The sequence below is a fragment of the Enterococcus sp. DIV0170 genome, from assembly GCF_051710765.1.
Classification (GTDB): domain Bacteria; phylum Bacillota; class Bacilli; order Lactobacillales; family Enterococcaceae; genus Enterococcus_A; species Enterococcus_A raffinosus.
In genome coordinates this window covers 574,469-599,743 of the sequence record NZ_JBIOLG010000001.1, presented here as the reverse complement: position 1 = coordinate 599,743, position 25,275 = coordinate 574,469, and the positions used below count along the sequence as shown (strand labels likewise).

The window sequence follows — 25,275 nt, the reverse complement described above, 5'->3', positions numbered from 1 at the left end:
ATCATGCCAATAATTACTCACATTATAAATCAAACAACCATTTTTTTACTCTTAAATCATAATTATTAATATTTTTTAACATTTTTGGTAAAAAAAGATTCTGAAGCGCAATATTGAGCTTCAGAATCTTCTAAAAATTCTTTTTTACTAAAAATAGAATTATTTTTACATTTTTGTATGATCCGTACGTGAAATAACATCTCGACGTTGTTCTGGTGTCAAGTCACGGAACTTCACAGCATATCCGGATACACGAATGGTAAAGTTTGCATATTTCGGATTATCAATATCTTTATCCATTTCTTCTAGTAACTCACGACCAAAGACGTTGACATTCAAGTGATAGCCACCTTTATCAAAGTAGCCATCTAATACTTGGCGTAAATTATCGACTTGCATTGACTCGTCATCTGTCCGACCTAAAGCACCTGGGTTGATTGTTTGAGTATCAGAAATTCCATCTTGCGCACAAGAGTAATTCAATTTAGCTGTTGAGTTTAATGAAGCCAATAAGCCATTTTTCTCACCTAAGAATTTACCATCTTGATAGCTTGGGTTAGCACCTGGCGCTAAAGGTTTACCTGCACGACGACCATCCGGTGTATTTCCAGTATTTTTTCCGTAAACAACATTTGAAGTGATCGTTAGTAATGACAATGTTGGTGTTGAATCACGGTAAGTGTGTTGGCGTTTGATTTGCGTCATGAAATATTCAAGAATCCAGTTTGCCATTTCATCTGCTTCGTCATTATCATTTCCGTAAGTTGGAAATTCATTTTGCGGAATATAGTCAATCGCTAGGCCATCTTCATCACGAATTACTTTTACATTTCCGTGTTTGATTGCCATCAATGAATCTGTCGCATGAGAAATACCCGCGATTCCTGTCGCAAAAGTACGTTTCAAATCAGTATCCATTAATGCTAATTGTGGTGCTTCATAGGCATATTTGTCATGCATGTAGTGAATAACATTTAAGGTATTTACATACAATTCAGCTAACCAATCTAAGACATCTTTATAGCTTTCCATAAATTGATCAAAATCAATGCTATCACCTTCTAATGGACGGAAACGTGGACCAACTTGCATCTTGGTCATTTCATCAACACCGCCATTGATTGCATAAAGGACTGCCTTTGCCAAGTTCGCACGAGCACCAAAGAATTGCATATCTTTACCGATTACAGTAGCGGACACACAGCAGGCAATTGCTGCATCGTCTGAACCCCAGTATTGACGTAATAAGTCATCATTTTCTAATTGAATAGAAGAACTTTGCTTCGCAACTTTTGCTGCATAGGTACGGAATCCTTCTGGTAAATGAGAAGAGTATAGTACTGTCAAGTTTGGTTCTGGTGAAGGTCCCATATTCGTTAATGTGTGTAGGATACGGAAATCATTTTTCGTTACTAATGAAGTCCCATCCATATTCATTCCTGCTAATGATAAGGTTGCCCAAATTGGATAACCAGAGAATAATTGATTGTATTCTGGTGTCCGAGCAAATTTTACCATGCGTAATTTCATAATCAAATGATCGATCATTTCTTGTGCTTCGAACTCAGTGATTACACCACGATCTAAATCGCGTTGAATATAAATATCCAAGAACGCAGAAATACGACCAATTGACATTGCCGCACCATTCTGTGATTTGATTGCCGCAAGATAACCAAAGTATAACCATTGGATCGCTTCTTGTGCATTGCTCGCTGGTTTTGAAATGTCATAACCATAGCTTGCTGCCATTTCCTTCATATCTGCTAATGCACGGAATTGTTCAGAAACTTCTTCACGTAATTGGATGACATCGTTAGTCATCACTTTGCTACCAACGTTTTTCCAGTCTTTTTTCTTTTCTTTCATTAAGAAATCAATTCCGTATAAAGCAACACGACGATAGTCGCCGATGATACGTCCGCGACCATATGCATCTGGCAAACCTGTAATAATTTTATTTTTACGCGCTAAACGCATTTCATCTGTGTATGCATCAAAAACACCTTGGTTATGCGTTTTACGCCATTTGTTAAAGATGAATGACATTTCGTCATCCACTTCATAGCCATTGGACTCTAAAGCCTTGTTAGCCATATTGATTCCGCCAAAAGGCATGAATGCTTGTTTTAGAGGGATATCTGTCTGTAAACCAACAATTTTTTCCTCTTCTTTAATCAAGTAGCCAGGTTCGTGAGAAGTAATCGTTGCAGGAACATTATTGTCCATGTCGTAAACACCATTTTGCTTGTGCTGTACTTCAAAAAGCTCCTGTAATTTTTCCCATAATTTTTCAGTACTTGGTGCGGCACCTTCTAAAAAGCTGTCATCACCTTTGTACTCTGTATAATTACGTTTGATAAAGTCTAACGTATTAACCTCATGCTGCCAGCGTCCTTCGTTAAAACCTTCCCAAGGATTTTCAGTTTGTTCAACAGTTTTTTTGATTGTTGTAGTTTCCATAAGCGCACTCCTTTGTTAAATAGTTTCAAAATAATTTAAAATGATTATAACAAAGGAATCTGTTTTAAGAAAGGGCTTTTTTACACTCGCTTATTCAAAAATCCTTTTAAAATAATGATAATTATCTTATCCCTATTCACTATCTGTTACAGTTTTCACTATAACAGAAATGATAATTGATAATGACAGTTTCTACTTGATAGTGAATTTTGCTCACCATTCCACAATACTATCCATTTATGAAATTGAAAAACAGAGGACTGATACAGGAGCCTTTGTGAATTTTTTTCATTTCTAAACTCTCATAAAAGGAAAAGTTTTTCCTAAAATAAAATTTATCTCATTATTCTGGCATAATTTTCTCATCTTATTGAAAAGCTCTTCTGCTGTTATTCTATACAGAGAAAAGTTTTTTTTAGTCACTCGAAATCCTAATTGAAAGTTATTCATCACCTAGAATAATTATCAATTGAAAATAACTAAAACTTATTTAAAAATACTCATAAGATAATCGTTAGATGTTATCATAGCTCATTTTGATAGTATATCTAAAAAAACAGCAAATTATTCCAACTAGAAATATCCAAATAAATTAAATTGGTATACAATACCAAACGTATGTGTTTTTCAAAAAAGGGAGGTACTTTATGTTAGAAAGGTACATTGAAAAAAATATTTTTCGTCAAGTTTATCTTTGCCAACAATTGTATCAAAAGAAGGAAGTCTTTTTAAAAAGCATGGCAGAACGTTTGGATGTATGTTCTATTACAATCAACAATGATTTAGATGCACTAAAAGAATCTTTTGAACAGGAGATCCTTACATTCGAGCGAACAAGGAACTCTTGCAAGATATCCTTTGACCCGGCGTTTTCATTATTAGAATTATCGCAGCGAATTTATCGTCGATCAGATTTTCTGCGTGTACTCAATGATTTCTTAGTAGGAAATACTCATTGGACAGAAATCGCAGAAAAAGAATTTCTCTCTACTAGTAAGATCTATCAAATTCGTACGAATATTTTTTCTTTTGCTAAAGAATTAGGCTATTTAGATTCAAATAATGCGATTCAAGTACCTGAAAAGGATCTTCGCTACCTACTTCTGGCTATCTCCAGAGCCACTGGCGACCGCTCTGCTATTCCATTCAACAAAATGATTGCTGCTGGAGCAGAGGAACTGATTGACTATGTTGAATCGCATTTTTTTGCGCGTGATTATCCTAAAAGTGAACGAGAAATCATTGTTTTAGGCACCCAATTAAGTAGTCAAAGGGCACGACAATTTCCTATCATTTTTTCGGAGGATGAGAAGAAGACGGCTCGACAAACACCTTTATTCGGATTGATTCAAGCTGGTATAAAAAATTTACAGTCATCAATTTGTGTAAATGAAGACGAGTTGTTTTTTATTTATTCTCTTTTCAATGCCAGAAATTATCTTTGCAACAACTTGGAACTACTACAAAAAGATTTTGAAGTCGTCTATCAAAATCATATTCAACGGTATCCGGAAATAGAGGAGTTGCTTCAGCAATTGCATTTCTCTTTAAATATTCCCCTCGAAAATGAACTGCTTTTGAAAAAAGCCTTTTTACCTTTTATTCGATCTGCTTGGGCCAACATGCAGCTTTTCCAGCCTGATCTAATTTATTTATTAGACGAAGAACAAAAAGAACTTTATCAAACCGTGCAAACTATTTTAATTGATTGGTCAACACGTTATCGACCAAACATTCATTGGAATGACAATTTTATCCGGAAAATGACTCTTACACTCGATCTATTACGAAAAAATACTTTTGATGAAAAAATTGAGCTATACATTGTAGCTCCCACTGATTTCAACTTTTTGTATTATCGAAAGCAGCTAGAAAATTTACTTGATGATCATTTTACTATTAGCAATATGATCTACAACACTCTAAACGAAGTTGTAGACGATGTCTTTTTCTGTTCAAAAAGGATCATTGTTTGTGATACGGCGCTTTATCAAGCGGATCTGGGCAGCGAAAATACATTGATCTATCCTGTATCCTTGCAAACGATCAACAATACTTGCTATGAGATTAACGAACTTGTGCGACCAATTGAAAAAGCCTGAAAGGAACATTTCCTTCCAGGCTTCTGTTTTTAATGAGTAAATCCGTAAGTCTTAATTTCTGGTTTTTCATGATAGACCAAATGCGCTTTATCCAACGCTTCAATGGCTTCTTGCATATCTTGCACGTAATCACAAGCCATATTCATACCAAAATCAGCTCGAATGACTAAACGTTGAATAATTTCTTGATCTAAATTTTTAGGAAGTGGATAGGCTGGCACTTGCCACCCCTTCATTAAAAGGCGATCGGCTAAGTCATAAAGAGTCCATTCGCGAGTACTATCTTCTTTTAATTTGTAACAAACAATCGGTAATTGGGAACCATCGTTGACGATGTCAAATAAGCCTGTTTCTTCTATAGCATTTGCCAAATACAACGCTACCTTATGTGTACGTTCATGAATGGCCTTATAACCATCAAAGCCATAACGTACGAAGTTGTAATATTGACCAATCAATTGTGCCGCACTATGTGAGAAGTTAATCGCCATTGTTGGTAATTCACCACCCAAATAGCTGACTTTAAAGATCAATTCTTTTGGTAAATAGTGTTGATCCCGCCATAAAACCCAACCAACACCAGGATAAACTAGTCCGTATTTATGACCTGAAGAATTAATTGAGATGACATTCTTCAAACGGAAATCCCAGACTAAATCTGGTTCAGTAAACGGTGCATAAAAACCTCCAGAAGCAGCATCAACATGAATATAGACTTTGTAATCCGTTTGTTTATTGTATTCCTCAACTAGATCATTTAAACCCTTGATGTCATCGTAACGGCCGGTATAGGTAATCCCCATAATCCCAACAATACCGATGGTATATTCATCGACATAATCCATGACTTTATCTAAATTGATGGACATATGGTCTTGGTCTAGAGGTACTTCACGCATTTCAATATCCCAATAAACACAGAATTTTTCCCAACATACTTGATAACCAGATGAAATGACTAAATTAGGTTTTTTAGCATTGAGATCGAGGCCCAATTTTTCAGCGCGTTTTCGCCATGCAAATTTCATTGCCATACCGCCCAGCATACATGCCTCTGAAGAACCAATTGTTGAAGTCCCCATAAATTTTTCGTTTTCACTAGCATGCCAAAGATCGGCGATCATATTCACACAACGATTTTCGATTTCAGTCGTACGAGGATATTCAGATTTATCAATCGCATTTTTTTCTAAAGTTTGGCTCATGAGTTTCACTGCTTCTGGTTCCATATACGTTTGACAAAAAGTAGCTAAATTCAACCGAGCATTTCCTTCATCTAACATCTCATCTTGAACCAATTGATAGGCAACACGCGGTTCAATCGATTCTTGATTCAACTTATATTTTGGTAAATCTACTTGTTCACTTTCTGAACCAAAGATTGGTTCTAAATATTCTGCTTCGTCACGATTTTCTTTTCCATATAACATATGCAATTCCTCCAATAAGTTCGTTTTCTAATGTTTTAATGTATGTTCTTCTTTTTGAACAATCTGGTGTTCACCACGAGCTGCCGGATAGACGGCCGTATTCACATCTCCTGCTTCCATATGAATCGGCTCTTCTATTTTCTTATGTCCTTGCTTATCATGCAGTTCATAAATTACAAATGGCAGAATCACAGTAACTACAAAGCTGATTAACAAAATCACCTGATACGTTCGATCTTCATTCTTCGCTATTGATGCAGGGGGAACAAAAGAAATTAGCAATGCAAAAATGGATAATAAAAATCCGATTCCAGCAATGACTGTTTTCCCAATCGTTTTCCCAGGAACATTATACGTTCGTTTCAAGCCTTTCTTTTTGTACACTAAAACGAAATAACCGATAAAGAATAAAAGATATCCTACTAAATAGATAACGACCGTTAGTGAAATAGCCACTAAGAAAGATAAGTTGTTTCCACCGCCGCCGAAAGTCAGTACTGCGCCCCAAATAGTAACAATCACACCTTGGATCATAATCAATGGAACAGGAACGCCACGAGTATTCGTCTTTCTTAAAAAATTAGGCAATAATCCTCGTTGAGCTGCAGCAAACATTCCGCGAGAAGGACCGACTACCCATGAGCTTACCTCTCCCATCACACCAAAAGCGATCATTAAGGCAACGACTTTAACTATCCAACCTAAATGACTATTAAAATGTAAAATCAATGATTGGAATGTTTGGATCACTCCAGCGCTTAAAGACAGTTCTTTTTGGGGAATCACAGCAGCTACTGAAAAGCCGCCGATCGCATCTAGCGCAATCGCTAAAATCACCAATAGAATCATTGCTAATGGATAATTTTTGCTTGGATTTTCCAATTCATTGATATGTGAAGCGGATGCTTCAACGCCCATATAAGCCAAAATAAAGGAGACAAATACGACCAATGTTGATAGCTGTGAAAAATCTGGAATAAACGCTTTTCTGCTAATAGCAATTTCTATGGGATTTCCGCCAATAAAGTATGCTGCTGCTAGGCCAAATAAAAGCACAGAGGGGATAAGAATCCCGATCACAAATCCTGCTTTCGCTATTTTTGCGGTGCGTTGTGTTCCTCCTAATTGCGAGAAGGTTAATCCCCAGAATATGACGAGCAATCCTATATACTTCATTAACGGATCAGTGTTCAATGCTTGAAAATTCAACACGTAGGATAGTGCGCCCAGAATGAAATAAATCATTGTTACGAATCCCACTGTAATCTGGAACCATTGAAAGAAGATAGCCGCAAAACCAAATCGCTCACCTAATGTTTGGCTGACCCAACTAAATATCCCGCCATTTTGCCATCCCTCTACTGTAGACATTTCGGCAGCGCATAAAGCAACTGGTAAAAACCATAAAATTCCACCTAACAATAAAAAGAACACTAGGTGTAACTTCGAAGTCGCAAATGTTGGATACTCGTAAACGGTCAAAACCATCGAAGCCGTTAAAGCAAAAAAGCCGAATAAAGATAATTTTTTCTGATTCATATAAACGCTTCTTTCCCTTTTCTTAAATTCGTTAGCATAATAATGCTTCAGGGAACAAACGACGTAGAATATGGATAAAACATTTTCCAGCACCTCTTTCCTTACAAGGAGAAGTATAATCAGTGTGGGGGGAGCTTTTTTCTTAATTTTTTTCTTTCGAATAAGACAAACTTAAAAAAATATAGAAAATTTTATCGAAAAAAAGCGCTAGAGCTCTCCTAAGTGAGGAGAGCTCTAGCGCTTTTCTATTTCTTACAACTACATACTGTATTCCTTAATATGCTCATTCATTAATCCGTTTGGCACATCATGGAGACGGTACCCATTGCCCCAATAAGTAATAATTCGAACATTGTCGATATGAGCATGGGCAATTTTCTTACGGATATTCCCTACCGCTGTCGACATCTGAACCAAACGCGACTTGCTAACTTCATTATTCCAAACCTTATTACATAACTCGTCTCTAGAAATAATCTTGCCGCTGCCTTCAGCTAATGCACCGATAATTTTCTTTTCAATATTATTAAGCGAACTGTAGAAAAGGACTAGATCCTGTTTCTTCATTTCTGATTGTCTTACTAGACCTTTTGAAATGGATTCCTTCTGACCCTCACGTTTATCGCTCAACAATAAGAACTCCCTTAACTCTGTCAGTGTACAATCAATAGATAAGCAATGATTTTCATCTATATTAGGTACTGGTTCATCCGTTCTTCGTAAATAATGCATATCTTTTTCTACAACAATCGGCAAAATCTCATTAAATTCTTGATTTGTCAATGTTTCACTAAAAATGACAATATCAAAAAGAGACAAAATATCCTCAAAATAATTAGGCTTGTTCACATCAAAAAATTCTTTCAAGACAAACACTTCATAATCCAAACGCTGCAACTCGTTTTGAAATTCCTGTTCAATGATAATATTTCTAGTTAAAATGATTACTTTTTTCATTTCACTTCACTCCAGTCTTTACTGACTTCTACTTTTGCACCCTTTAACTCCTACCAACGTTTCTTCAATTGCTACTATTTACTGACTTAATAGATTGCACACGATTTTCTGCTTGTTGAATAATCGTGCGACTTAATCTCGTTGCCTCTAACAACGTATCTGCAGCATCCGCTCTTGCAAATAATTCTAAGTCAGGGTTTCCTTCTTTTTGAAATAGATAATCAAACAACGCTTCACTTTTATCATGTTCATACATATATTGTTCTAACAACCGATCATATTTTTCTTGTAATTCCTTTACATTCTGATCGCCTTTGTACCCTTTAGAACGTTTCTCTATTCCCTTTTGGAAAAGCCTTCCTCGTAAAATAAAGCGACGCCTATCTAAATTGTCCTTGTTATGGTAGACCACTTCATCTTGAGTTGGAGGCAACTGTGTTTCTTCTAACTGTTTTGTTATTTCCTTCAAGCGATAACGATATGCTGAAACTTTCTCTTCTAAAGCTCCTCGGATTCCCTCCAGCTTTTTCACTTGATTCAACAATTCATCATTTCTATCTTCTAACAATTGAACTTTACTTAAAATTTTCCCATTATTACTTTCTTTTAATTTAGAATCATCCAAAATTTCCAACCTAGCCTCATCTCTCTTCTTTGTGATTAAGATTAAAAATATTTTCTTCTTTATGTATGAATTTTGACTTATTATGTAAAACTTCATCTCTCTTCCGAATAAGCAACATTCATTAATGAAATCATTTGAAGCTTATCTTCTATTTACTAACCTTTGATTTTTGGACTACTTTTTCTTCTCCTCCCTCTCAATCTGGTATCTTTAGAAAAAAAGATGCAGCTCCATTTTTCGCCTTTTTTTCAATCAATGAAATATTCGTTTTCTATTTGAATTGACTGATGACTATGGAAGCTAAGTAAAGAAGCAGACTCCCGACCGTAATAACTATTAGACTCTTAGACAACAAAACTGTCTTCTCTGCTCCGATTCAAATCGAATAAAAATTATTTTTATTTTAAATAAATAATTTTTATGTTTTATTATACATCTATTTTTAAAAAATTATAAAATATTTTTTATAATAAATCAACAGCATATTAACTTTTAGAGAAACCTTTTTTTTAAAATGAATTTTGCTTAGCGAAATTTTTAATCGTTTACACATTTTAAATTTGTTTACTAAAATCTATTCGCAACTTAACATAAATAGCTATATAATAATAATTATCTGTAAACAATCCCTCTGTAACAAGAAAAATATTTAGTCTTTAAGTCTACTCCTGAAGAAGAAAATAGGTAAAAAACGTACTTTTTGTGATGGTAAACCACTCAATAAATTTTAATATAATTATTTGAAAAATAATTTTTCGCGACATTATTCAAGAAATGTTATTTGGTTTTTTATACACTTATAATAGATATTTATTAATTCGGCTTTTTTAATCGTCACTTATCTTTACACAAATATGACTTGTCTTCTTTTTATATTCATTCTAATCTTCGCGAACGGTTCTAATATAATAAAATTATAATCAACATTTTTTAGCTAAAGAAACCGCTTTATCATCGTATTCGCTGAAAGTAAAAATTGTAGATTTCTTGCTAGAAACGATTCTTTTATTACTTAATAAAGGGTTTATCGCAATATTTTATCCCTGTATCATTAATAGAATCATCACTATATATCATTTCTGTCAGATTAATTATATTATTTTGACAATTATCAGTGCATTAATATAAACTTTTTCTTTTTCAATATTCTGAGAGAGATATGATTGGACAAATGACAAAAAAGCGATTTTTGTCTCGTTGTTTCGAAACAAAAATCGCTTATTGAACTTTATCAAATGATTCATAGCAAATTGTCTATTTGCAGTTTTTTCATGTGTTAGTGCACTGAAGTTTCTTGTAAGACAACATAGTCATTCTCTAAGTATTCAAAAAACTTTTTATTTAAACGGTAGCCCTGTCCCCAAACGGTCTGAATCGCTTCATCGCCAAAGCGGTTTTCTAGCTTTTCATTCACTTTTGATACAACCTTTGAAAGACTTGCTAAAACTGATTTCGTTGGTTCTTTTTCCCATATCTCACGACTTATTTCTTCCCTAGGTACTGTTCGGTCACCCGATTGAATCAAGTAATAAACAATTTCTTTTTGCTTCAGCTTCAAATTCAATTCTGATAACCTTTGTTTAACACTCACCTGCTGAACATGAGCAGCATCTTTGGAGGCCAAACTTGATAGTTCTGCAATTAACAAGTTTTCACGTAATCGTTCTAAATCAGAGTTCACTGGAAGCCACGCATCAAATGGTGCAGGATCTTTCTCATCATGATTCCCGTTTATTGCTCGACGAAATAGTTTTATCCCCTCTTCTTGAGGTAAATACTTGATCACTTCGTATGCCTCTACATCATAAAGTGTTTCACTAAAAATAATGCCTTCAAACTGATTGAAGAAACTTTTATCAAAAGAATTTCTCTTTAGTTTTGTTATCAAATTAGCGGAACAATAAACCTCATTTCCTAACTGTTTCAATTGTTTTTCAAAATTTTCTTCATACAATGGAACCTTCGTTAAAAGCAATAATTGCATAGTTTGTTTCCTCCTTAAAAATACCCTTCCAGTCTTGCGAATACCAATAATGGAATCACTCATTAATAAATTTCGAAAATTAATCTGAATTTTCATTAATTGTCGCATAAAAGAAAAATAATTACACGAGTCAATTATATTATACTGTTAATTTTAGGTCAATTTTTAATTTCATATAACAAAAACATAAGTGATGAAATCATCCGGTAAAAAATACACCTATCCACTTCAATTAAATGGCAATTTAAACAAAACGAGATTTAAACAGAGATATTAATAGCATTTAAAGCACAACGTTTAAATCAAAAAATAAAAAAATGATCATTAAATGAATTTACGACACAATAAAACCGCTCATTCTTCGACAAAGCAAAAATTGAGCGGTTCCTCCAACTTCCATTATTTCACGTTTAGTATCCACATAAATCCAATAAAGACGAAGAAAAGCCCGTACATAATTGGAGAGACTTCCTTCCCACGCTTAGCAGCGATCATCGTGATTGGGTAGAAAATGAAGCCTAGTGCAATTCCATCAGAAATACTGTAGGTTAACGGCATGCCAATCAAAATTAAAAATGAAGGGATGGCGATTTCTAACTGATCCCATTTGATTTGTCGTAGCGATTGTGCCATCAATACACCGACAATAATCAAAGCTGGTGCTGTAACCTGTGATGTAACTACCGATAATAATGGTGAAAAAAACAATCCAAAGATAAAGAAAATTCCTGTCGTAATAGCTGTGAGTCCTGAACGGCCACCAACAGCGATACCTGCAGATGATTCAACATAGGCACCAACTGGCGACGTTCCTAATAATGATCCAGCTAACATGGCTGTTGAGTCAGAAGCTAAAGCTTTTCCAACCCTCGGCATTTTATTGTCTTTCATAAAGCCCGCTTGATTCGCTAAGCCGACTAGTGTCCCAGCTGTATCAAAGAATGTCACTAATAAAAAGGTGAGTACAACGACCCATAACTGAAGCGTATTGATATCTTTCACGTGTTTCAAAGCCACTAAAAAGGTTGGCTTCAGACTAGGGGCAGCTGAAATAATTTGAGTCGGTGCCTGGATCAAACCTGTAACCAATCCTAATAAAGTTGTTGCGACCATTCCTATAAAAATCCCGCCAGGAACCCGTCGCACTATTAAAATAGCTGTTACAATCAAACCGAAGATTGTTAGCCATGTTGTGCCCACACTCATTGAACCCAACCCAACCAATGTCGATTTGTTTGCAACGATAATACCACCTTCGCTTAATCCTAAAAAAGCAATGAACAAACCAATTCCTCCAGAGATGGCGTACTTTAAGTCTGCTGGAATAGCATCAATAATCATTTCCCGCAATTTGAAGATCGTAATCAAAATGAAAATCAGCGATGCGACAAAAACCCCTGCCAATGCCGTTTCCCAACGAATGCCCATACCAATACAAACGGAATACGCAAAAAAGGCATTGATTCCTAGTGCTGGTGCCGTAGCAATTGGATAACGGGCAAGTACACCCATCAAAATACACCCTAATGCACTCGCTAAGGCAGTTGCAGTAAATACTGCACCTTCATCCATCCCAGAGGCACCTAACACACTTGGATTGACAAAAAGAATATAGGCCATCGAAATAAAAGTAGTAAATCCTGCTAAAACCTCTCTTTTTACTGTTGTATTCAATTTCTCAAGTTCAAAATAGGAACTTATTTTCCCTCTCATGATGCTCCCCCTAAAATCTAATAATGTTCGTGAAATAATTGCTTGTTTTTTTAAACAACGAGGTCAATCATATAATAAACGCCATAATATGTAAACAATAATGTGTAAATAAGCCTAAACACGAACATTCGATAGTAAAACAACCGATTTCATCGAAACCCATTCTGGCTCCTTAAACAAACTATTGGACAAAATTCCTAAACCTCGCTATTTTTGAAAAGGACTTCTCTATTTGATGGTCTTTTAACTTCGCTATAGAAAGTCACATGTTTGCCATCTTACTATTAATGAAAAGCTTCTCTGTTCATTCACACCATCATCATAAGTACAGCAAAAGGAGAATTATTTTGAAACAACTTACCTTTAAACAATTTTGGGAATTATCCGAAATTTACACTGCGCCATTAAATCTATTTATTATTTTACTAGGATATGCTATTGCCAAGTATCAATTCGATAGTCTGCCAAGTCCTGAATTCTTTTTATTTGTTTTGATTATTGTGATGTTTCATATCACCGTGAATGTTTTTAACCATTATATGGACTATCGAAATGCCTCTGATGAAAACTATAAACAACAAACCAACATCATCGGACGGGATCACTTGGATCTACGCTTTGTACGCAATTTTTATTTATTTAATCTATTGGTTTCTTTCTTATTAGGATTACTATTGGTTTGGCGAACGAATTGGGTAATAGGGGTTTTAGGGGTGATTGGTTTTTATATTGGTTTATTTTATTCGTATGGTCGGCGTCCGTTAAACAGCTTGCCTATCGCTGAAGCCTTGACTGGTACCGCCAGCGGTTTTTTTATTCCTGTAATCAGCTATTATCTCGCAGTATACCAATCTCATGCAATCACTTTGGCAATGATCGGTAAAGTATTCCTGATTAGCCTGCCCTTAGTATTGATGATGTTCAATAATTTATTAGCCAATAATACCTGTGATTTAGAAGAGGATATTGAAAACCATCGCAAAACGCTGGTCTATTATTTAGGCAAACCGTTAGCAGTAAAAGTATTATCGGTTGTCTACATATTTAGCTTTATTTGGTTAATTGTTTTGGTCATCGCAGGATTGGATCCATGGACGGTCCTATTGCTAGTCTTCCTTTTTCCAAAAAACTGGCAAGGTTTAAAGAAATATCGAATGTTGCAGGATAAGAAAACAACGTTTCCGATCGTTTTGAAAGCCATGTCTGTAATCATGGTACTCTATCCAGTACTTTATTTTATCGGTTCATTTTTTGCATAAGCAAAGCCTGTGTAATTCCATTGAGAATTACAGGCTCTATAATATCTAGTGTTGGTGACACCTTCTGTTGCCAACACTTTTTCTTTTTTTTAATAAACGCAAACAGACACCTTGAAATCCTTTAGAATAAAGTCGACGAAAACCATTCAAAGGAGTGTTTCAAGATGTCCTATTCAGAGTTTACCAAAGAGTTACTAGATATTCTAGACCTAAATCTTACCTTTCATGAGAATGCCTTTCGCAAAGAGCGAATCAAGGACGAGACCTGTTTTGTTTTTGATGGCACATTAACCTATCGACCAGAGGAATGCTTTCATTGCCGCTATGAAAATGATCAAACGATCATTAAATGGGGCTGGAAGAAAGTCTCTATCCTATTAAATGACGTCAGTAACTACAAGACGATTCTGCGGATAAACAAGCAACGCTTTAAGTGTAAACACTGTGGAAAAACTTTTTTAGCCGAAGATTCGGTTAGTGATCGTCACTGCTCCATTGCCCGCAGAGTCAAACAAGCCGTTCTCGAACTATTAAGTGAGCCTCTTTCTATGTCCTTGATTGCACGCATGAAACACGTTTCTCCAACAACGGTTATTCGGATCCTTCGCAGCCTTCGGCCTAAAACCATTTCTTTGAACCAGCCACTGCCAGAAGTGTTGTGTTTTGATGAATTCAAATCAGTGAAAAATGTCTCGGGTGCTATGAGCTTTGTCATGATGGATGGCAAAACCCATCAACTGATCGACATTGTGGAAAATCGTCAACTCGATCCTTTACGCGACTATTTCTTGCGTTATCCCAGAAAGGTACGGGAACAGGTACGCTTGGTTGTTTCAGATTTCTGTACACCTTATCGTACATTGGTGAAAGATTGTTTTCCGAATGCCCGAATCGTCGCCGATCGCTTTCATATCAGTCAACACATTGGCCGAGCATTTACCAATCACCGAATTCAGATAATGAAGTCCTTTAGAAAGGGCGACAGTCGATCAAAACATTTAAAGAAATACTGGAAACTGCTTCAGAAGAATGCGTGGGAATTGAAGGGGAGACACCGCTACTGGCGACCTTCTTTTCGGGCACATCTAACGGAAGCAGAAATCGTCGATCGCCTGTTGTCTTACGATGACTCCTTAAAGCAAGGCTACGAAGTCTATCAGCACTTTCTGTCCGCTATCAGAAGACGAGATGTTCCTGATTTCACGAAGCTTTTAAAGGAAAATTACAAAGAGTTACCAGAACACTACCAACCAGTGATTACGACCTTCAAAAAGTACCAAACAGAAATCAAACGCGCGTTGCGGGTTCCCTATTCCAACGGGCCACTGGAATGTTTGAACAACCATATCAAAGTACTAAAACGAATGGCCTATGGCTTTAGAAACTTCCAAAACTACCGAGAACGAATCTTTTTGTATCGCGGAAAGTATTTCAAGAAAACCACCCAAATGAACAAGACCAGAACGACAACACGGCTAGACAGAAGAGCTGCCTAGCCGTGTGAATGACTTGATTATTCTATTGAATTTCTTCACCAACACTCATTGACGAAGAGCCGAATTACACAGGCTTATTTTATACAATCAAAAAATTAATATTTAACGCATCAATGTCTGCTTGTTGTTCACGAGTTATTCGTGAGTCGGTAATCAAATAATCACATTCCTCAGGTTTAGCAAACTGTTTAAAGCTGCGTTGATTAATTTTATTTGACTCACATAAGACAATTTTTATTCGTCCAATGTTTAGTAAGCTTTTTTTCATTTCTGCTGTTTCATAATTAGGCGTCGAATACCCATAGCTCTTATCAAAAGAAGTGGTTCCAAGAATGATTTTATCTACAGAAAATCCTGCTAACCCAAGAGCTACAGAACTTCCAGAAACATATGGATACCCATTGCGGATCGCTCCGCCAATAACTTGTACCAGATAATTTGTTTTTTCGCTTAACAATAAGGCAATCTCCAAATCGTATGTCAAAATCGTTAAACGCTTTAACGAACTATTGATCAATTTCTCTGCAAAGGCTCTACAAGAGGTTCCTGTATCGATCGCCAAAATATCATTTTCTTCAATCAACTTGACCGCTCGCTCAGCAATCCGATATTTTTCATTTGTGCGTTCACGACTCTTAGGAATAATTTCAACACTCCTTTGAAAATCGCGCTTGATCACACCTCCGTGTGTTCGAGTCACTAATCCCTCATTTTCAAGCTCACGCAAGTCATTTCGAATCGTTGATCCTGTGACGTTAAAAATATCGGCTAACTCCGCAACTTGCATACGATTCTTTTCGTTGACTAGATTCACGATGGACTGCTTCCGTTCCTCTGCGTATAATTGATCATCCATTTTTAATCACCTTTTTGTGTTTTGTTTCATTATAAAAGAAACTGAAAATGTAAGCAATTAAACTAAAATTATTCTTTGAAGACAATCACGTTTTTTAACCCAATTGCTTTTTTAGCATTGTCTAAGGCCTTATCAAATTGATCGAATGAATAGCGTTTTGTGATCAGTTCCTTCAGGGGAATTCTCCCACTGGCAACCAACTGAGCAGAGGTTCGATACCCCATCAAACTTGCACGAGTACAGCCAAAGACTCTTAATTGTTTATAATGCAGGATATTCGTATTTAGTTTAACTTCTTCTTTTTCCTTTGGCAGTCCGCCAAAGAATAGGCAGCGGCCATTCATTGCCATATAGTTGAAGCTGGCTTCTTGAGCCTGTGGTGCCGGTGCCGCAATAATGCAGAGGTCAACGCCCTGATGATTAGTTTCAGCAAAAATTTTCTCCTGTAAATTCTTTGAAGTCAGTGGAATCAAATCGGGAATCATTTTTTTCGCATCCGCCAGCCGACTTTCCGATAGGTCATTCATCATCACTTTTCCGGCACCTCTAGCTCGCGCCAACATCGCGTGCATGATCCCGATTGGTCCTGATCCAATGATCAACACATGATCTCCAGGCTTGTTTCCAGTAATCTCCTGTCCATTAAATACACAACTAAAAGGTTCAATTAATGCCGCTTCTTCATAAGACAAAGCATCTGGAATCAACGAGATATTTCCTTGGCGTACTGCTTTTTCAGGAATGACTAAGTACTCTGCAAATCCTCCTGGCAAATTGATCCCGAAGGCTTCGTAACTGTCACATAAATGTGTATTTCCACTGACACATTGATCACATATCCCACAGCCCATATTCGGAGCGATTGCAACCCTCATCCCTTTTTTATAAAAATTAACAGAAGCTCCAACTTCAACAATATCCCCTGAGATCTCATGACCTAAAGTTAAGGGTGTTTCTTCACTTGCGGTAGGATATCCATTCTTGTACATGCGAACATCCGTCCCGCAGATGGATGCTGCTCTCACCTTTATCAGAACTTCTTTTTCAGATATCGCTGGTTTGGCCAGTTCGCTCAATTGAATCTTTTCTTTTCCTAATAATTGGATTGCTTTCATTTATCCTTCCACCTCGACAATTCTATTTTCCAGCAGTGAAGTTAAGCCGGCATTGACCAATCGAACGGACATTAAGCCATCGTGACCTGTACACTTAGGTGTCGTGTCATTCAAAATGCAATCAATAAAGGCCTGATCTTCAGCTACATAAGCTTCTCTAAACAAGTACATCCAGCTGTGCATTGTTGGTTGGGTCAGTTTCTGATCACTTGTCGCGACTACAATATTATGCTTTCCCTGATCACCAACCAAAATACTTCCTTTGGTACCAAGAATCTCCGTACGCGCATCATATCCATATTGAACATACTGTGCTCCATCAATCAGACCCAGCTTGCCATCTTCAAAACGCAGGTTCATCGCTACCGTATCATAATAATCAGGAAACTGATCGCTTACCTCTGGTGAACGATAATTGCCGCCATTCGCATAAATACTTTTCACTTCACTGCCAGTCAGCCAGCGCAAGGTATCTAAATCATGACTATTCACCTCGCCAATTGGCCCATTGCTTTTATGGATATCGAACATCCAAGGCTTTGGTTCACTCGGTCCGTGGGTTAAGGATTTCACCAAGACAACCTCACCGATCGCACCAGAATCCACGACTTTTTTTGCTTCCTGAAAGCTTGCATCGAAACGTCGCATAAATCCAACCTGCAGCTTCACTTGATTTTCCTCTGCCGCTTGGATCATTTCCAAACATTCTGCTTCATCCATTGCTAAAGGTTTCTCACATAAAATGTGCTTTTTCGCCGCTGCAGCTGCCAATGCGATCTCCTTGTGGTGAATCGTTGGTGTAACAATCACAACAGCATCAATCTCTGGATTTTCCATCACTTCCCGATAATCCTCGTAAAGATATTGGCAATCTACTTCTTTTTGAGCCAGCTCCAAGCTTTCTTTTGAAGGATCACACAAAGCGACCAGTTTTGCATTTTCAATTCGACGAGCAAAGTTTTTTCCATGGATCATTCCTGCTCTGCCAGTACCTATCAAACAAATGTTAACCAATTTTGACATGCCAATCATTACTCCTTAGCTGTTTGTTTCTTCTGCGAGAATACTTTTACTGCTGTTACTAAAAATCCGCTAACCGCTGTTCCGATAGCTAATGCTAAAACATACAATAAGACATTTTCGACTGCTCCAGGAATCAGGAATACGAAGAAGCCACCATGGGGAACTGCGATTCCGCACTTGAAGATCATCGACAAAGCACCGGTAATCGCTGAACCGACTGTTACTGACGCCAGCACACGAATCGGATCAGCCGCAGCGAAAGGTATCGCCCCTTCAGAGATGAAGGATAATCCTAATACCCAAGCTGATTTTCCTGCTTCACGTTCTTCTTTGCTGTATAAGTTTTTTCCTAAAACTGTTGACGATAAGGCCATTGCTAAAGGCGGAACCATCCCAGAAATCATTACTGCTGCCATTACCATACTTGTTTCCCCAGCACCTAGGTTTGTTAGGGACGCCACACCGAAAAAGTAAGCTGCTTTTCCGATCGGACCGGCCAAATCAATCGCCATCATCCCGCCTAAAAGCAGTCCCAGCAACACTGAATTCATTCCAGACAAACTGTTCAACCAATTGGTAATCCCTTCATTTAACGCTGTAATCGGAATCCCTACAATAAATTTCATGACAAGTCCCACCAGTAATACCGATACGACTGGAAGAATCAAAACAGGCAATAAACCCGAAAATGCAGGGGGCAATTTCAATACTTTCTTCAACCCATAAACCGTGTACCCTGCTAAGAAACCGCCAAGCAAAGCCCCTAAGAATCCCGCATTCATTGATGAAGCGATCATTCCCGCGACCATCCCTGGAACAAGTCCCGGACGATCAGCGATCGAGAAGGCGACATAACCACCTAGGATTGGCCACATTAAGCCCATTGCAATCCCACCTAATTCATTGATTGCTGAGGCAAGCTCTCCTTCTGCATTAATCCCGCCGAATGCAAAGGCTAACGCAATACATATCCCCCCTGCCACAACAAAAGGAATCATATAAGAAACACCTGTCATCAAATGACTATAGATCCCGCTTTTTTCTGATTTTGCTTCCGACTTAACCTCCGTGTTAGTCGAATAAATCGCCGCATTCGGTGCTCGGTCAAACAACTCATCCGGATGATCAATCGCTTCAGTAACATCAACTTCTAGTAGGCGTTTTCCATTGAATCGATCTTTATTCACCGATGTACTGGCCGCAATAATAACCGCATCGGCATCTTCTATCTCTTGTGGTGTTAAAACGTTCTCTGCACCAATGGAGCCTTGCGTCTCTACTTTGATTTCAATATTTCGCTTTTTAGCAGCGATTTCTAAATTTTCCGCTGCCATATAAGTATGTGCGATACCAGTCGAACATGATGTAATCCCCACAATTTTCATTTTTTTCACCTTTCCTTATTCAAAAATCTGATAGATTTCTTCAGCGTCTGTGACAGTCATCAGTTTTTGACGGACATCCTCATGCATTAGCTTTCGAGAAAGCTTACTAAGAATTCTCAAATGTTCATCATTTGATGTTTCTGGAACAGCAATCAAAAACATCAAGTGAACGGGTTTACCATCCATTGAATCGTATTGAATTCCCGCTTGACTACGACCAAATGCCAATGAAGGTTCCGCAACCGCCGCACTTTTTCCATGAGGAATCGCTACCCCAAACCCAATCCCCGTAGTGCTTTCTTCTTCTCTCTTCATTACAGCTTCTAAGTAAACGCTATCATTCGTTACAACACCCTTTGTTAAAAAGGTGTTCGCAAGCTCACTGATCGCTGCTTGCTTATCTGTCGTTTTTAGATCAAATTTGATAAATGCTGGTTTCAATACATCACGAATTTCTGTCATTTCTCTACTCCTTTAAATTCTTGTATTCTTCTAAGATCTTGATCCCTGAGCTTGTTCCTAATCGTTCCGCCCCTGCTTCAATCATCTTCAAAGCAGTATCCAAATCACGAATGCCGCCAGCTGCTTTTACTTTCACTTCATTCCCTACGATTTTTTTCATTAAGGCAACATCTTCTAATGTCGCTCCTCCTGTTCCAAATCCTGTTGACGTTTTGACAAAATCAGGTTTTACCTCTTTGGCAATTTCACAAACCGCGATTTTTTCTTCATCGGTTAAATAGCAATTCTCTAAAATAACCTTGCTGATAATTCCGCCTTCATGAGAAGCACTCACAATTGCTTTCATTTCTTCTCGAATATACTTTGTATCACCCTCTTTTAATTTGCCAATATTGATTACATAATCAATTTCATCCGCACCGTTTTTAATGGCGTCCTTTACTTCAAAAACTTTTGTTTCAATTGTTGTCTGCCCCAAAGGAAATCCGATAGCCGCTCCTACATGAACCTTACTGTCTTTCAAAAACTCTCGACACATCTCTACAGGATAAGAATTAATCGCTACCATTTTAAAACCATACTCATCCGCTTCCTTACATAGCTGTTCAAGTCCTTCTTTGGTTGCGTCGGCCTTCAACAATGTGTGATCCACCATATTTGCTAATTTTCCCAACTCAATCATCCACTTACTCCTTTTCATTTTTATTTACACCTTTATACTATCATTTGTTTTCATTTTGTCAACATATAAAAATAAAAAAGCAGAAATAAAACAAAAAAAAGCACTCCTTTACATATTTAAAGGAGTGTTTCCGATATTACTATTTGAAAGCAAATGAAAGTTATCTAACCAATTCTCCTGGCCAAGCAGCGGTGCCGCCTAATACATTGATTACATTGTAGCTTTGTCCAGCTAAAAAAGCACAAGCATTTTCAGACCGAGCACCGGATTGGCAAATTAAATAATAGTCTTTACTGTCATCAAGTTCTGTAATACTACCGCTTAAACTGCTCAATGGCAGATTTTTTGCATGAGGAACATGCCCCATTTGGTATTCATAGCTTTCTCGAACATCAATGATCTCCAATTCCTTATGATTCGCTAACTGGTAAAAATCTTTCATAGTAATTGAACTAGTCATAAATCAATTCCTCCGGTCTCACAGTTTTATATAAAGCAAATGCGCCGTCCAAATTTTTCACTTTGAAGCCCTTTTGTTTTAGAATACGTTCAGCGACATAGCTACGTAGACCACTATGGCAGCTAACAATATATTCTTTTGCTGGGTCCAGCTCACTGATTCTTTCACGTAATTGATTCAGAGGAATATTGATTGCGCTAGAAAAACGGCCATTTGCTAATTCTTCAGGATTTCGTACATCCAGTAACTGACTGCCATTTTGCTGCTCTTCCTTTAATTGATGCCATTGGATCGAGTCACTCATACCTTCAGAGAGATTGATCGCTGCATAGCCCAACATATTGACGGGGTCCTTTGCAGAACCAAAAGGTGGTGCATAGGTGAATTCTAATTCAGGTAAATCAAAAATTGTTAATCCACCCTTGATAGCTGTCGCCAGAATATCGATACGTTTATCTATCCCATTGACGCCCACACCTTGAGCCCCATAAATTTTTCCAGTTTTCGGATCAAACACTAATTTCAATACTAGATCACTTGCATTCGGATAATACCCTGCATGATCCTTCCCAGAAACATGGACCACTTGATAATCCAAACCTAATTGTTTCACCGCGCGTTCACTTAGACCTGTCGCAGCGGCAGCTAGATCAAACACACGGACAATCGCAGTCCCGATACTTCCACGATTTGTTCGTTGCAGACCAGCAATAGTATCTGCCACTTGTCGTCCTTGACGATTTGCCGGTGAGGCAAGTGAAATCAATGCATCTGCACCGCTGACTTGTTGTTTGACCACGATCGCATCGCCAACCGCAAAAATGTCCGGTATACTAGTCTGATAAGATTCATCCACTAGGATACCGCCGCCTAAACCTGTTTGTATCCCCGCTTGTTTCGCCAATGTATTCTCTGGTCGAACACCCACTGATAGAATCGTAAGATCTGAATATACTTCTTCTCCATTGATCAACAGGATCTTCTGTCCCTTTTCACTGAAACTTTGCGCAGACTCTCCAGTAATGACATGAACCCCTTTATTCATCAACTCATTTTTGACATATGCGGCCATCTCTTCATCTAGCGGTGGCAAAACATGAGGTGCCTTCTCGATAACTGTGACTTCTAATCCCCGTGACTTTAAATTCTCTGCCATTTCAAGTCCGATAAATCCTGCACCGATCACTGTTGTCTTAGTTGGGGATTTTTCTAAAGCCTGCATGATTCGATCCAAATCTGGTACATTGCGTAAGCTGTAAACATTCTCACTCTCAGCCAATCCAGCCATTTCTGGAATCAATGGCTTTGCACCAGGAGATAAAATCAATTTGTCATAGCTTTCTTCAAAGCTTCCTTGATCATTTTCGACGGTCACCGTTTTCTTTTCTGGAGAAATAGCTGTAACTTCGTGGAAAGGTCGAACATCCAGATTAAAACGCGCCTTTAACGATTCCGGTGTTTGAACCAAAAGAGCGTCACGATCCGCGATCTCTCCAGAAACATAATAAGGCAACCCGCAATTAGCAAATGACACAAAAGGTCCCTTTTCTAACACAACAATCTCTGCATCTTCCATTAACCGACGCAAACGCGTAGCCGCTGACATTCCGCCTGCAACGCCGCCTACAATAACAATCTTCATTTTACTTTCCTCCTCTGATCGGTCCCTGCCAACGATTCATACCACCTTGCACATTTGTTACCGTATACCCTTTTTGTTTCAAAACCTTCGCCGCTTGTTTGCTACGCATTCCAGATTGACAAATAACGTAGAGCTCGTTTTCTTTTCCTTTATAACGATCGATTTTGTTCAATGGGTAGTTCACCGCCTTAGCAATATGCCCTCTACGGTATTCTTCTGGTGTTCGAACATCGATTAATGTAATTGATTGTTCAAGCTTATCCGCTAGTTCATTTGTTGAAATACTTGGTATCTTTTGAAATAGTTTAAACATCTTCTTCACTCCTTTTTTATCACTTTCAAATACCTCATAGGGTATTTTTATCATAAAAAATCTAATCCTGTCAATCATCTTGATTGATTCATTTTCTTGATAAAAGCTATCCACTTGACGAGACATACCCTCTCTAGGTATATTCTTTGTAAGATCATTCTTAAAGGAAGTGCATATAGATGGAAATCGAAGAAAAAAAAATCCTTAATCGGTTGAAACGAACAGAAGGACAAATTCGCGGCGTACAAAAAATGATTGAGGAGAAAAAGGAATGTATCGACGTCATTACCCAATTAAGTGCCGTACGCTCTAGCATTGATCGTGTGATGGGAATGATCGTCGCTGAAAATTTGAAGAACTGCTTTGAAAACCCTGATAAAAATCCAGAGGAACAAGCGCAAAAATTAGAACAAGCAATAAATATGATAATTAAGAAATAAGGTGTAATAATGAACGTTGTTTTTCATATTGATGAAATAGAAAAATGGACAGAAACTGCTAATAATATCAAAAACCTGTTGAAAGAACCTAAAAAAATAGCTATTATTGTTTTAATTAACGGAAAGGCGATTGAAGGGTACCTTGATCCTAAAAATCAATCGTTCATCGCTACAGAAGGGGTAACCTTTCATGCCTGCAATAATGCGATGAGAGCTTACAAGATCACAAAAGAACAGTTACCAAAGAATATTGTTGTCGTGCCCTCAGGTGTTTTGGATCTGATCGAACTACAGTCAGAAGGTTACGCCTACATTAAGCCGTAAAAGCATTCATTAGGGAACTGTTTTTGAGAAGGTGAAACTGCTCATGGGAAGGGAGTAGGATGTTGAACACAATCGAAAATATCAACAAAAAAATGCATGTCACTGGTAGTCTGATCAATCTGAAAACCATCCAAGAGAATTTTGAGAAAATTAACTCTAGGGATATTCACTCTGAAGAAGAACGAAAAGAGATCATGGATTTTTTAAACACCATTGAATCAGAGATCAGTTCTATAAAAGAAAAAATAGCTTTTATTCGGCAGATGTAACTCGAAATTTTTTTACTACTCAAAAAAATCCCCTTCCATGATTTAAGGAGAATCATGGAAGGGGATTTCTTATGCACTTATTTTTCGATAAACATCAATGATCTCTTTTGCTAAATCGGTAAAAGCGATAGAGGTCATCAGATGATCTTGGCTGTGAACAGTCAATAAATTCAAATCAAGCTGCTCTCCTTGTGCTTCTTTTGTTAGCAGCCCTGTCTGTGAATGATGTGCCTCGACCAGTGATTCTTCCGCTTGCTTGATTTTCTCATCAGCTAAATCAAAGGCTCCGCCCTTTGCTTCTTGGATTGCTTCCATTGCATTGCTTTTAGCGTTGCCGCCATGGACGATCAGCCCCATCACCGCTTCTAGATTTTCTTCTTGCATGTCATCTTCCTCCATTTAAGTAGATTAGGCATTGATCATTGCAACAGCTTGACTTAGTACATTTTCACCGTTCATCATACCGTAATCCGTCATATTGATAACGTCGACAGGAATTCCCAAAGGTGCCAATTTTTCCTCAAATTGTTTTTGCATAAAGCGGACTTGTGGTCCTAATAAAACTGTGTCAATCTCGCGCTCCTGTAATTTATTTGTCGCATCCGCTGCTGCGATCGCGAAAATATCAACGTCTAAGCCTTGTGATTCTGCCGCTTTTTGCATTTTTGTTACTAGCATACTAGTGCTCATTCCAGCGTTACAAATTAACATAATTGTTTTTTCACTCATCATTGCC

General features: G+C 37.6%; 24 protein-coding genes. 6 read left to right on the top strand and 18 right to left on the bottom strand.

Annotated features, from left to right (window positions below; all coding sequences use genetic code 11):
- Window positions 1-165 precede the first annotated feature (165 nt).
- Window positions 166-2,463 (bottom strand): formate C-acetyltransferase, encoded by a 2,298-nt coding sequence (gene pflB, locus IGI50_RS02840; protein WP_438776117.1) that lies wholly within the window; start codon window positions 2,461-2,463, stop codon window positions 166-168.
- Window positions 2,464-3,110: 647 nt separating this feature from the next.
- Between pflB and IGI50_RS02835 the strand changes: the two genes are divergently transcribed.
- Window positions 3,111-4,565, top strand: coding sequence for a helix-turn-helix domain-containing protein (locus IGI50_RS02835; protein ID WP_438776116.1), 1,455 nt, complete (start codon window positions 3,111-3,113; stop codon window positions 4,563-4,565).
- 29 nt (window positions 4,566-4,594) lie between these two features.
- Here IGI50_RS02835 and IGI50_RS02830 read toward each other — a convergent pair whose 3' ends face one another.
- The 6 genes from IGI50_RS02830 to IGI50_RS02805 form a co-directional block, all read right to left on the bottom strand.
- Window positions 4,595-5,995 carry a glutamate decarboxylase gene (locus tag IGI50_RS02830; protein ID WP_438776115.1) on the bottom strand — a complete coding sequence of 467 codons (1,401 nt, stop codon included), beginning with the start codon at window positions 5,993-5,995 and terminating at the stop codon, window positions 4,595-4,597.
- A gap of 27 nt (window positions 5,996-6,022) precedes the next feature.
- A complete protein-coding gene (gadC, locus tag IGI50_RS02825) occupies window positions 6,023-7,534 on the bottom strand; it encodes a glutamate:gamma-aminobutyrate antiporter (protein ID WP_438776114.1) in 1,512 nt (503 codons plus the stop codon).
- A 258-nt stretch (window positions 7,535-7,792) separates the two neighbouring features.
- Window positions 7,793-8,491: a helix-turn-helix domain-containing protein gene (locus IGI50_RS02820; RefSeq protein WP_010746840.1), complete on the bottom strand. Its 699-nt coding sequence runs from the start codon at window positions 8,489-8,491 to the stop codon at window positions 7,793-7,795.
- 64 nt (window positions 8,492-8,555) lie between these two features.
- Window positions 8,556-9,212, bottom strand: a complete 657-nt coding sequence (locus tag IGI50_RS02815; protein WP_438776113.1) for a hypothetical protein — start codon at window positions 9,210-9,212, stop codon at window positions 8,556-8,558.
- Window positions 9,213-10,392: 1,180 nt separating this feature from the next.
- A complete protein-coding gene (locus IGI50_RS02810) occupies window positions 10,393-11,100 on the bottom strand; it encodes a helix-turn-helix domain-containing protein (RefSeq protein ID WP_218256686.1) in 708 nt (235 codons plus the stop codon).
- A gap of 399 nt (window positions 11,101-11,499) precedes the next feature.
- On the bottom strand, window positions 11,500-12,813 hold the full coding sequence (locus IGI50_RS02805) for an NCS2 family permease (RefSeq protein WP_438776112.1): 1,314 nt from the start codon (window positions 12,811-12,813) through the stop codon (window positions 11,500-11,502).
- Window positions 12,814-13,160: 347 nt separating this feature from the next.
- On the opposite strand from IGI50_RS02805, the gene IGI50_RS02800 reads away from it, so the two are divergent.
- Both IGI50_RS02800 and IGI50_RS02795 read left to right on the top strand, forming a co-directional pair.
- Entirely contained in the window at window positions 13,161-14,072 is a 912-nt protein-coding gene (locus tag IGI50_RS02800; protein ID WP_438776111.1) for a prenyltransferase, read from the top strand.
- Window positions 14,073-14,236: 164 nt separating this feature from the next.
- Window positions 14,237-15,568, top strand: coding sequence for an ISL3 family transposase (locus IGI50_RS02795; protein WP_438775664.1), 1,332 nt, complete (start codon window positions 14,237-14,239; stop codon window positions 15,566-15,568).
- 79 nt (window positions 15,569-15,647) lie between these two features.
- On the opposite strand, the gene IGI50_RS02790 is transcribed toward IGI50_RS02795, so the two are convergent.
- The 9 genes from IGI50_RS02790 to IGI50_RS02750 form a co-directional block, all read right to left on the bottom strand.
- A complete protein-coding gene (locus IGI50_RS02790; protein ID WP_438776110.1) occupies window positions 15,648-16,424 on the bottom strand; it encodes a DeoR/GlpR family DNA-binding transcription regulator in 777 nt (258 codons plus the stop codon).
- Window positions 16,425-16,492: 68 nt separating this feature from the next.
- Window positions 16,493-17,539 carry an alcohol dehydrogenase catalytic domain-containing protein gene (locus tag IGI50_RS02785; RefSeq protein WP_218256682.1) on the bottom strand — a complete coding sequence of 349 codons (1,047 nt, stop codon included), beginning with the start codon at window positions 17,537-17,539 and terminating at the stop codon, window positions 16,493-16,495.
- Window positions 17,540-18,562: a Gfo/Idh/MocA family oxidoreductase gene (locus IGI50_RS02780; protein ID WP_218256681.1), complete on the bottom strand. Its 1,023-nt coding sequence runs from the start codon at window positions 18,560-18,562 to the stop codon at window positions 17,540-17,542. It lies immediately after the preceding gene.
- An 8-nt stretch (window positions 18,563-18,570) separates the two neighbouring features.
- Window positions 18,571-19,947 carry a PTS fructose transporter subunit IIC gene (locus tag IGI50_RS02775; RefSeq protein ID WP_218256680.1) on the bottom strand — a complete coding sequence of 459 codons (1,377 nt, stop codon included), beginning with the start codon at window positions 19,945-19,947 and terminating at the stop codon, window positions 18,571-18,573.
- A 15-nt stretch (window positions 19,948-19,962) separates the two neighbouring features.
- The gene (locus tag IGI50_RS02770) at window positions 19,963-20,409 is read right to left on the bottom strand and encodes a PTS sugar transporter subunit IIA (protein ID WP_218256679.1); all 447 of its coding nucleotides are present in this window, start codon (window positions 20,407-20,409) and stop codon (window positions 19,963-19,965) included.
- A gap of 4 nt (window positions 20,410-20,413) precedes the next feature.
- Entirely contained in the window at window positions 20,414-21,091 is a 678-nt protein-coding gene (gene deoC, locus IGI50_RS02765; RefSeq protein WP_218256678.1) for a deoxyribose-phosphate aldolase, read from the bottom strand.
- A 160-nt stretch (window positions 21,092-21,251) separates the two neighbouring features.
- Window positions 21,252-21,551, bottom strand: coding sequence for a rhodanese-like domain-containing protein (locus tag IGI50_RS02760; protein WP_218256677.1), 300 nt, complete (start codon window positions 21,549-21,551; stop codon window positions 21,252-21,254).
- Window positions 21,544-23,193, bottom strand: a complete 1,650-nt coding sequence (locus IGI50_RS02755) for an FAD-dependent oxidoreductase (protein WP_438776109.1) — start codon at window positions 23,191-23,193, stop codon at window positions 21,544-21,546. The genes IGI50_RS02760 and IGI50_RS02755 overlap by 8 nt, the downstream gene beginning before the upstream one ends.
- Before the next feature lies 1 nt (window position 23,194).
- Window positions 23,195-23,506: a rhodanese-like domain-containing protein gene (locus IGI50_RS02750; protein WP_438776108.1), complete on the bottom strand. Its 312-nt coding sequence runs from the start codon at window positions 23,504-23,506 to the stop codon at window positions 23,195-23,197.
- A gap of 179 nt (window positions 23,507-23,685) precedes the next feature.
- Between IGI50_RS02750 and IGI50_RS02745 the strand changes: the two genes are divergently transcribed.
- Genes IGI50_RS02745 through IGI50_RS02735 form a run of 3 tightly spaced genes read left to right on the top strand, consistent with a single transcriptional unit; the run spans window position 23,686 to window position 24,539 of the window.
- Window positions 23,686-23,946: a metal-sensitive transcriptional regulator gene (locus tag IGI50_RS02745; RefSeq protein ID WP_010746854.1), complete on the top strand. Its 261-nt coding sequence runs from the start codon at window positions 23,686-23,688 to the stop codon at window positions 23,944-23,946.
- A gap of 9 nt (window positions 23,947-23,955) precedes the next feature.
- Entirely contained in the window at window positions 23,956-24,270 is a 315-nt protein-coding gene (locus IGI50_RS02740; protein ID WP_438776107.1) for a DsrE family protein, read from the top strand.
- A gap of 59 nt (window positions 24,271-24,329) precedes the next feature.
- On the top strand, window positions 24,330-24,539 hold the full coding sequence (locus IGI50_RS02735) for a hypothetical protein (RefSeq protein WP_438776106.1): 210 nt from the start codon (window positions 24,330-24,332) through the stop codon (window positions 24,537-24,539).
- Window positions 24,540-24,608: 69 nt separating this feature from the next.
- Here the strand turns inward: IGI50_RS02735 and IGI50_RS02730 are convergent, their stop codons facing one another.
- Together IGI50_RS02730 and IGI50_RS02725 are read right to left on the bottom strand one after the other, a co-directional pair.
- On the bottom strand, window positions 24,609-24,923 hold the full coding sequence (locus IGI50_RS02730; RefSeq protein ID WP_218256672.1) for a PTS lactose/cellobiose transporter subunit IIA: 315 nt from the start codon (window positions 24,921-24,923) through the stop codon (window positions 24,609-24,611).
- A 24-nt stretch (window positions 24,924-24,947) separates the two neighbouring features.
- Entirely contained in the window at window positions 24,948-25,268 is a 321-nt protein-coding gene (locus IGI50_RS02725; protein ID WP_218257313.1) for a PTS sugar transporter subunit IIB, read from the bottom strand.
- Window positions 25,269-25,275: the final 7 nt, after the last annotated feature.